The 8687-nt window shown below is 51.6% G+C and carries 10 protein-coding genes; 4 read left to right on the forward strand and 6 right to left on the reverse strand.

Annotated elements, in window-relative coordinates:
* Nucleotides 1–165: 165 nt before the first annotated feature.
* Nucleotides 166–594 carry a ribosome silencing factor gene (gene rsfS, locus IGR76_00560; GenBank protein ID MBF2077036.1) on the forward strand — a complete coding sequence of 143 codons (429 nt, stop codon included), beginning with the start codon at nucleotides 166–168 and terminating at the stop codon, nucleotides 592–594.
* 73 nt (nucleotides 595–667) lie between these two features.
* On the opposite strand, the gene obgE is transcribed toward rsfS, so the two are convergent.
* Complete coding sequence (gene obgE, locus IGR76_00565; GenBank protein MBF2077037.1) at nucleotides 668–1714, reverse strand: GTPase ObgE; 1047 nt, start codon at nucleotides 1712–1714, stop codon at nucleotides 668–670.
* Between the two features lie 576 nt (nucleotides 1715–2290).
* Between obgE and IGR76_00570 the strand changes: the two genes are divergently transcribed.
* A complete protein-coding gene (locus IGR76_00570; GenBank protein MBF2077038.1) occupies nucleotides 2291–2653 on the forward strand; it encodes a hypothetical protein in 363 nt (120 codons plus the stop codon).
* A gap of 2 nt (nucleotides 2654–2655) precedes the next feature.
* On the opposite strand, the gene IGR76_00575 is transcribed toward IGR76_00570, so the two are convergent.
* On the reverse strand, nucleotides 2656–3339 hold the full coding sequence (locus IGR76_00575) for a ComF family protein (GenBank protein ID MBF2077039.1): 684 nt from the start codon (nucleotides 3337–3339) through the stop codon (nucleotides 2656–2658).
* Between the two features lie 435 nt (nucleotides 3340–3774).
* Here IGR76_00575 and IGR76_00580 point away from each other — a divergent pair, with 435 nt between their 5' ends.
* Nucleotides 3775–4311 carry a translation initiation factor IF-3 gene (locus IGR76_00580; protein ID MBF2077040.1) on the forward strand — a complete coding sequence of 179 codons (537 nt, stop codon included), beginning with the start codon at nucleotides 3775–3777 and terminating at the stop codon, nucleotides 4309–4311.
* Nucleotides 4312–4400: 89 nt separating this feature from the next.
* Here the strand turns inward: IGR76_00580 and IGR76_00585 are convergent, their stop codons facing one another.
* Entirely contained in the window at nucleotides 4401–5105 is a 705-nt protein-coding gene (locus tag IGR76_00585; protein MBF2077041.1) for a lipoate--protein ligase family protein, read from the reverse strand.
* Nucleotides 5106–5154: 49 nt separating this feature from the next.
* Nucleotides 5155–5628, reverse strand: a complete 474-nt coding sequence (locus IGR76_00590; protein MBF2077042.1) for a YbjN domain-containing protein — start codon at nucleotides 5626–5628, stop codon at nucleotides 5155–5157.
* A gap of 170 nt (nucleotides 5629–5798) precedes the next feature.
* Here IGR76_00590 and IGR76_00595 point away from each other — a divergent pair, with 170 nt between their 5' ends.
* Complete coding sequence (locus IGR76_00595; GenBank protein ID MBF2077043.1) at nucleotides 5799–6812, forward strand: glycosyltransferase; 1014 nt, start codon at nucleotides 5799–5801, stop codon at nucleotides 6810–6812.
* Here the strand turns inward: IGR76_00595 and IGR76_00600 are convergent.
* Both IGR76_00600 and IGR76_00605 read right to left on the reverse strand, forming a co-directional pair.
* Nucleotides 6804–7940 (reverse strand): ABC transporter permease, encoded by a 1137-nt coding sequence (locus IGR76_00600; GenBank protein MBF2077044.1) that lies wholly within the window; start codon nucleotides 7938–7940, stop codon nucleotides 6804–6806. The two genes, IGR76_00595 and IGR76_00600, sit on opposite strands and share 9 nt — an antisense overlap.
* 9 nt (nucleotides 7941–7949) lie before the next feature.
* Nucleotides 7950–8687 (reverse strand): ABC transporter permease (locus IGR76_00605; protein MBF2077045.1); only part of this gene is annotated, 738 nt, incomplete at its 5' end.

Raw genomic sequence — 8687 nt, forward strand, 5'->3', positions numbered from 1 at the left:
TTCCGGTGGGAGAAGCCCGCACCGTATGTTTGCATCGGTGTCGGGAGTACGTCACACCAACCTGGGTGAAGGACAGGCTCATGCCTATCCCCCACCCAAATTTGTGTTTCTAAACCTGTGCCATTGCCCCCATTCCATCCATGAATTTGAGGATTAATCAACTGAATGACTGAAAACCCAAACCTATCCCGCACTGCATCCAACACCGCAACCCCTAGGTCACTCCATCTCGTTGAGAATGATGACAGCCTAAACCTCGCGATGACCATTGCCCAGGCCATTGATGATCGGAAGGGAGGGGATATTGCGCTGCTGAAAATGGCAGATGTATCCTACCTAGCCGACTATTTTGTGGTCGCGACCGGATTCTCCAATGTCCAGGTGCGGGCGATCGCCCGTTCCATTGAAGACGCGGTGGAAGAGCAATGGCATCGGGTGCCTATCCGTTCTTCGGGGCAAGCGGACGGGCGATGGGTGCTGATGGATTACGGCGACGTCGTGGTACACCTCTTCATGCCCGATGAGCGAGACTTCTACGGGCTAGAGTCCTTCTGGGCGCACGCAGAGCGAATTCCCTTTGAGGCGTCAGCTTAAGTCAGCTTAAAGACGGCAGCTTCGAGTCTTATCCATTGCATTAATAGTTGCGTTGAGAGCCTGTCAGCTTAAGTCAGCTTAAAGACGGCAGCTCCGAGTCTTCCTCAACGGCATCAATCACCTGCCACACCTGTTGCAGCAGGGCATCTAGTTCCGTGCGCGATACCGCCGAGATGATGTAAACCGGATAGTCGGTGTAGGGTTGCAAGGCTTGGGCGATCGCCTCTGCGCTTTGCCCCGATTCGGTCACGTCTCCATCGAATCCCGTGGCATCCACCTTATTGAGCGCCACAATCTGCGGACGTTCGGCAAGACCATGCCCGTAGGCATCCAGTTCCGCTCGGATGGTGTGAAAGTCGGCAATGGGATCGCTAGCAGTCAAATCCACTAGATGGAGCAGGACGCGAGTGCGTTCGATGTGGCGGAGGAAGTCATGCCCCAATCCCGCACCTGTGTGGGCACCTTCGATCAATCCGGGAATGTCAGCAAAGACGGTGCCATCTCCGGTCGGTTTCCGCACAACGCCCAGATTGGGAACCAGGGTGGTAAACGGATAATCGGCAATCTTGGGTCGGGCAGCGGATAGCGCCGAAATTAACGTCGATTTCCCTGCATTGGGTAGACCAATAATGCCCACCTCCGCCAAAAGTTTCAGTTCTAAACGGAGCGATCGCACCTCTCCTTCTAAACCAGGCAACGCATATTCAGGCGCACGGTTTTGATTGCTCAAAAAATACTTATTGCCCAGTCCCCCTTTCCCCCCCTTCGCCACACAAAGGGTTTGACCAGAGGTGATCAAATCTCCCAAAACCTCCTCGGTTTCGGCATCGTAGACCACCGTACCGCAGGGAACCTCAATGAGGCGATCAGAACCCGATGCCCCAGTCATATTCTTGGGGCCACCCCGCTGTCCGTCTTGAGCTTTAAAAACGCGGGCATAGCGAAAATCTAGCAACGTCTGTAGCTGAGGATTCGCAACCAGAATAACGGAGCCACCCTGCCCCCCATTTCCGCCAGAGGGGCCACCCGCAGGCACATATTTCTCTCGCCGGAAGGCAACAATGCCATCTCCGCCTTTTCCAGCAATAACTTCAATTTCGGCCTGATCAATGAACTGCATAATTCGGGCGTGACTCTTTAATACCTTCCTATTCTGCGGGATTTTGCCCCCAGACGACATACAAAGTGTCAGTAAAGCCGTAATGTAGCGTCGGCTAGGGACTTAATGCGTTCCGTTCGTGCTAGCGCATCCTGCCGAAAAATTATGATTATGCTGGAGGTTTTATCCGTCTCCAAACTCTAAATATTGCGCTTATGGGTAGATATTTTCCAGAAATAACGCTATCAGAATTCTAAGATCAAGAGCCAAATTCTAAGCATACCGGGCTATCTTCTTCGGAGTTATAAAAGCAGTCTAAAGTCTGGGAGCATTACCAGGCATGACCGATAAGATATGGCCAGACCATAAAACTTACCAGTACATCCGCTCAAAAATATTACTAAAAAACATTTCGGAGCTGTAGGTTGATGATATGTTTTTCAAGATTTGTTCTAGAATTGGAAGCCAAATACGCTTACGTGTAATTCATTCGTAAAACTTCAGGGTCTTTCAATCCCAAGCAGGCTTAAACCTGAAGAGTATTTACCAATCGACTTCATTCATCGCTGAACTACTGAGGTATAGCCCCATTCCATGATGGATATTCAAGACGAAGTAAGCCAACAGCGGGTGAAGCATATTGTTGATAGCTACCATTTAGATGGAGATGAAGTTCAGCAATGCTTGACCTACTTGGAGGATTTATTTGAGTACTATCCACCACCGCTGATTGAACTAGCGTTAGTGGAAACCTTGGTCGATAACTGGCTTAGCGTTCCTTTACCAAAGGGGGTTGCGTTTTTTAGCCAAGCCCACGACAAGCTAAAAGGCTGGGAGCATCAGCCCATTTTGAGTACGATCACGCCAGAACAATTTCAACAAATTTCAGGACTCGATCCCGCTCCTGTTTTTGGCACAGAAGAATTTCCACCCAACCTCTCGATTGTGCGTCCCTCCTAAATTTATTCATTGTGATGCTGAGATGGGGCGATCGCCCGTGCGCTAACGGCTAATCCGCATAGCGCAATATGGTGTTGTCGCAACAGATGATGAATCGCTCGCAGCGTTGCCCCAGTGGTGTAGATATCGTCTACCAACAACACAAGCTTAGGGGGACGTCGCTGAAAGTCGCTGCCCAAACAAAACGCATTGTCCAACATCGCTTCACGGGCAGTGGGCGAGAGATTAAACAGCGGTTCGGTATTTCGAGTCCGCTGCACCCCTGAGGCTTGCAGGGAAAGCCTTGTGTATTGGCAGAAGGATTTTGCAATCAATTCGGCCTGATTAAACCCTCGCTCTGCCTGTTTCTGGGGATGCATGGGGACGGGAAGAACAACTGGATTGGGATACCGACGAGCTAGGGGCGATCGCTCCCAGGTCTGGGCTAGTTGGATGCCCAATAACCGAGCCAATTCAGGCTGATGGTTATATTTCATCGCCGCGATCGCCTGCCGTAGCGTTCCTCCATACTGTCCCCAGGCGACAATCGGCACAGATTCCCGATGGAGTGGATTAGAAAGGCGATCGCGCTGAAGTTGGCGATCGCAATCGATGCACAAAATTTTAGAGGCTGGGCGATCGCACAATGGACACCGAGCGGCAATCACGAGCCGAGCCAAGGGCTGTACATGCTGCATCCACCCCATAGTTGCTCCTATACGTTTTGTTGATGATGGTTGCCACTACTGTCCTACATTCAGGCCAAAGACGGAATGCTGGAATCACGGATGCTGCACCGCATCTCCAAACGTACGCAACTGTTAAGGAAATATTTAGTTTTCCTCATAAAGGTCACGGAGCGATATGACCTCCCAATCCTGGGGAACGATTACACTGAGGCACACTCTAGACATCTTGCCTATCGTGCCGGATAAAATAGGGAGGTAACAAATCTATAAGTTATACGTCCGATTTCAGGAGAATAATCGCGTAATATTAAGTATCCTAGGTCTAACTAAACTGTTTGTGCAGAGCAGTTGTAATGGCTTTATCGTGTTTTGATAAGGTCGGTAACGTCTCAGCGTTTGGTTCCCTACTACTAATCTCTAAGAACAGAAAAGCAAAACCGACAATACGCGCCTATGGCTGTTATTACAAAGCAAAACCGTAATCGAGATCTTCCCACCATCAACGAACGCATTCGATTCCCCAAAATTCGGGTGATCGACACGGACGGCGGCCAGCTTGGCATTATGACTCCGAGTGAAGCCCTAGACCTTGCAGAGGAAAAAGATCTTGATTTAGTCCTGGTTAGTGATAAAGCCGATCCTCCGGTTTGCCGGATTATGGACTACGGCAAGTTCAAGTTTGAACAGGAAAAGAAAGCTCGTGAGGCGCGCAAGAAGCAGCACACTTCCGATGTCAAGGAAGTGAAGATGCGCTATAAGATTGACGACCATGATTACCAGGTGCGCGTAAAGCAGGCCGAGCGCTTCCTTAAAGCAGGGGACAAGGTTAAGGCGACGGTGATGTTCCGAGGTCGAGAAATTCAGCACGTCGATCTTGCGGAAACATTGCTAAAGCAGCTTGCAACGGATTTGAAAGACCTAGCAGAAGTGCAGCAAGCCCCCAAGAAAGAAGGTCGCAATATGATGATGATGCTAGCGCCAAAACGCTAAGAGTTGGTCTAGGACGCGATCGCCCATAGTTCACCAGAAAAGCCGCGCACTGCGTGGCTTTGTTCTGTGTTAGCAGGCTCCCATGAGCATCACCGTTTTTGCAGACTGAAATTGAGCGATCGCCCTTCCGTATCCGTCCAAGGTTGCTCGACTAGATCGACCTGCATACAGTCGCAAAATGCCTGTTTTAAGGCAGAAATCACCACCGCCACGGTTTGATCAAAAGAGAGCGATCCCAAAGGATCAGGAAGGGTCGGCATTCGATACGCGGCTTCTGGCTCATCGGGGAAGACGGCTCGATACAAGTCCAGATCGGTCGCTAAACGAATAGAACCATGCTGCAAGATGGCATTTCCTCGCCGGAGTTGGGCACTGCCGATCAGCTTTGTGCCATCTGGTAACACTAGATCCGCCACCGTTGCCGTGCCAAAACAGTTGGGATTGTGAATGTAACCGCGACCCGCCTGACCGTAGGTGAGCGTTACACCGAGCGATCGCCATCCTGCAATCAAAAATTCGCAAATCCGCTGATAGGCCTGCATTCGGCTACCTTCAAACCCGGATCCAATCACGGCATAGGTCAGATCGCCTTGGTGCAGCACGGCTCGTCCTCCACTGGGACGACGCACCCGGTCAAGGGTCTGCCCCTGCCATTGCAGATTGTGCCAATGCTCAGGATACTGACGCTGATGGTATCCCAGGGAAATCGCGGCAGGGTTCCACGTATAGAACCGCAGCGTCGGGGGATGCTGCCCGTGGCGATGCTGATCCAGGAGCCAAGTATCGATCGCCATTTGCAGGGTTCCCGACGCTGCGAGGGGGGAAATGTAGCGCCAGGGGGCCTTATGCGCCAAACTCAGCCTGCAACGGGTCGTCGTTTTCGTCGGCGATCATGGCAACCATGGTGATATTGCGAGAAATCTCCGCTGGGGAAAGTCCCGCTACGGTGCGGGCGGCGGAAACAATGACCTGATTATTGACAATACCGAAACTGGCCTCAAACGTAGAGTTGCCATTCATTTCCATGAGTTTCCGCAATAGGGCAGGCTCATCCTTGGCAGGCAAGCTCATCACGGGTGACCAGACCTTCAGAATGTCATCGTCTGTGGTTCCGGTCAGCATTACAAAGACATCTACCGATCCGTACTTAAACGTCCATAGATAATGGTCGTCCGTATGACTTACCATTGCGGTTTGGTCTTCTTCGAGGCTGGAAATGACCGTTTCAATGATTTCTACATAATCCATTGCAAGCGTTCCTTCTTCAACAGAGGTCTGATTGGCGGTAGATTCGAGTGTTGCGTTGCTAACAACCATAGGTTCTTGATGACTATGACCATTTTTGGGGTGTTTCCACCAATCTACTGCGAGTTTATGGAAGTTGTTTGAAATTGTCGTCAACTTTTCATGTTTCGTAGGGTAATTTAAGTTGGAAGAACGGCAATGGGCTGTTGCGCTCTACCCGTCCCAACAACTTTGGCAGTGTTATGTCTCTGGTTAGTGTTGTGATTCCGGCCTATAACTGCGATCGCTATCTTCCGCAGGCGATTGCCAGCGTGCAGCAGCAAACCTATCCCCACTGGGAAATTATCGTTATCGATGATGGCTCCACGGATCAGACCCAAGCGGCGATCGCCCCCTACCGCTCCGATATTCGCTACGTCTACCAGAAGAATCAAGGCGTTTCTGCTGCTCGCAATCACGGCATTGAATTGGCCCAAGGCGAGTGGATCGCGTTTCTGGATGCTGATGACTTCTTCTTCCCCGACAAACTCGCGGCTCAAGTCGCAATGTTCTACGACCAGCCTGACTTAGGCATTGTCCACAGTGGCTGGCAGCGGGTGACTGCCGATGGCGAGTTCATCATGGATGTGAAACCCTGGGAGCAGGTGCCAGTCCTCAATCTGGAAAGCTGGCTACGTTGGAAGCCCGTTCTCCCTAGTGCCATGATGTTTCGGCGTGAGTGGCTCGTCAAGGCAGGCGGCTTTGACCCTCGATTTCCACCCGCAGAGGATACAGAACTTACCCTCCGCCTCGCCCGCTTAGGATGCAAAGCAGACTGGCTCAAGCAGGTGACCGTCGGCTATCGCCAGCATGATCAGAGCGCTATGTCTAAAGGATTGCCCCAGGCGCGATCGCTCGCAGCGGTGATTGATGATTTCTTTAGCCATGGCGATATTCCAGAGTACCTCCGACGGCAAGAATCCCAGATTCGCTATCACACCTTGGTTTGGATTGCCTGGTATCTCTACACCAGCGGTCATCCCACTGAAATGCGCGAGTACCTAGAACGAGCCATTCCCCACAGTCCCTACGTGGGCATTGAAATGCTAATCCACTGGGGTGATAGCTTTGACGGTTTCTCGCGCAGTTGGGGCATGGAGTTTGATGCGTCCGGTCTCGCGCAATCTCAGGAGTGGCGAAACTGGATCAGGGCGATCGCCGCTGCATGGCAGAAACAGCGTGTTCCCATCACTGAGGCTCACCCCGAACTAATTTAACTGAGACCGAAATCGATTAATACTCACCCCCAAAAACAGCGCTGCAAAAATAACGAGGGCAATAATGTGAATCCACAATGCCTCTACACCAACCCCTTTGAGAATTAAACTCCGGACAATCTGAACATAGTGACGGAGAGGGTTAAAGAAAGAGAGGGCGCGAAAGAAAGTGGGCATGGTTTCAATAGGGGCGATCGCGCCAGAAAGCTGAATTAGCGGCACGTTGAAGAAGAAAGAGATGAGAACGACCTGCTGCTGATTTTCCGCCAGCGTCGCCAGAAGAATGCCAATTCCGATGCAAACAAAGAGATAGAGCGCTGAAAGGCTCAAAAATAGACCATAATTTCCCCGAAAGGGTAGATTAAACACAAATCGTCCTAAGGCTGACGCCAGCAGCACATCCCCCAACAGCAGCACAAACAATGGCACAATTTTCGCCATCAAAATTTCCCATCCTGCTGCCGGAGTCATCAGCAATTGCTCCAACGTGCCCAGACTTTTCTCCCGAATCACGGTGGTAGAGGACACTAAGGATCCTGTGAGAGTCAGCACCACACCAATCACCCCCGGCACAAAGAACCAACTGCTGAGCAGTCCCGGATTGTATAAAAAACGCACCTGGGTTTCGACTGGACGCGGGGGCGATCGCCCACTCGGTACAGGGTTGAGGGTCTGGTTGTATTGATTAATAATTTGCTTTATGTAGCCCTGGGCAATGCCTGCCGTATTGGCATCCACCCCATCAACTAAGACCTGGACGTGAGTTTCTTTCTTTTCCCCAAGGGTTTGGCTAAAGTCGGGCGGAATTACTAGTCCGGCATCGATCTTGCCGGTGCGTACCTGTTCCTCCAGATCCGCTCGCCGATCTGCGTAGTCTTTGACTTTAAAGACATCGTTTTCCACCAACGCAGACACCAAGGCGCGACTATCTGCCGTGCGGCTGTAGTCCAGCACGCCCAGCCGTAACCCGGTCACCTCCGGGTTTAAGGCCAAGCCAAAGACGAGCAGTTGCACCGTTGGTGGAAACAGCAGCAAAAAAACGATCTGTTTATTCCGCAGAATTTGCTGAATTTCTTTGATCATCAACGCCCAAAAGCGGGATTGGAAAAACTGTTTCAGGTAATACATTCTGTTGTCCTAGTCCGAAAACTGCATCCGACCAAGAATGCGGGTCGCCATCCGAAAAAAGAATCCACCCAACAGGGCGATCGCCAACGGTGCCAACCCCACCCCCGCCCATCCCGTGCCGCGCACGAGGGCATCGCGGGTGATCGCAATGTAGTAGCGAGCGGGAATCACATTGGAGACCAAGGAGAGGGGAAAGGGTACATTTTCAAGACGGTAGATAAAGCCAGAGAGCAACAGAGCCGTCAGAAATCCAACAATGGCAGTGCCCTGGACTGCCCCCGTCTGATTCCCAGCCCGTGCCCCGACAAAGAGGCCGAAGGCGACGGCTGCCGCTAGGAAAACGCCCGTACCCACAATTAACGTAGACGGATCCCCCCGGAGGCGAATGCCAAATAGAAGGGCTGCCACCGCTAAGGTCACAACGGCTTCCCCAGTGGCAATGATCAAGTAGGCTAATTCTTTACCCAATAACCATTCCGTGGCACTGAGATCCGATGCGTAGATTTGCACAATCGTACCTTGCTCTTTTTCGCGGACGAGGGCGATCGCCGTCAACATGGACGGAAACACCCATAAAATCACGCCAAAGATTCCAGGAACAATGTAGAGGGCTTCTTCTCGACCGGGATTGAACCATAGCCGTACCTCCGCAACGACCTGGGCACGCGGCTGATCGGGCATCAGGTGGTTCGTCTGGCTGAAAAACTGGGTGACGGCTCGAATGCCATTCTGAATCACACGGGCGTT

This window comes from Synechococcales cyanobacterium T60_A2020_003 (assembly GCA_015272205.1).
GTDB lineage: Bacteria > Cyanobacteriota > Cyanobacteriia > RECH01 > RECH01 > JACYMB01.

Bases quoted from the DNA above. Each gene is read 5' to 3' on its own strand.
- rsfS (MBF2077036.1), top strand. From the start codon at position 166: ATGACTGAAAACCCAAACCTATCCCGCACTGCATCCAACACCGCAACC.
- IGR76_00590 (MBF2077042.1), bottom strand. From the start codon at position 5,628: ATGGTTGTTAGCAACGCAACACTCGAATCTACCGCCAATCAGACCTCT.
- IGR76_00575 (MBF2077039.1), bottom strand. From the start codon at position 3,339: ATGGGGTGGATGCAGCATGTACAGCCCTTGGCTCGGCTCGTGATTGCC.
- IGR76_00600 (MBF2077044.1), bottom strand. From the start codon at position 7,940: ATGTATTACCTGAAACAGTTTTTCCAATCCCGCTTTTGGGCGTTGATG.
- IGR76_00595 (MBF2077043.1), top strand. From the start codon at position 5,799: ATGTCTCTGGTTAGTGTTGTGATTCCGGCCTATAACTGCGATCGCTAT.
- IGR76_00585 (MBF2077041.1), bottom strand. From the start codon at position 5,105: ATGGCGATCGATACTTGGCTCCTGGATCAGCATCGCCACGGGCAGCAT.
- obgE (MBF2077037.1), bottom strand. From the start codon at position 1,714: ATGCAGTTCATTGATCAGGCCGAAATTGAAGTTATTGCTGGAAAAGGC.
- IGR76_00570 (MBF2077038.1), top strand. From the start codon at position 2,291: ATGGATATTCAAGACGAAGTAAGCCAACAGCGGGTGAAGCATATTGTT.
- IGR76_00580 (MBF2077040.1), top strand. From the start codon at position 3,775: ATGGCTGTTATTACAAAGCAAAACCGTAATCGAGATCTTCCCACCATC.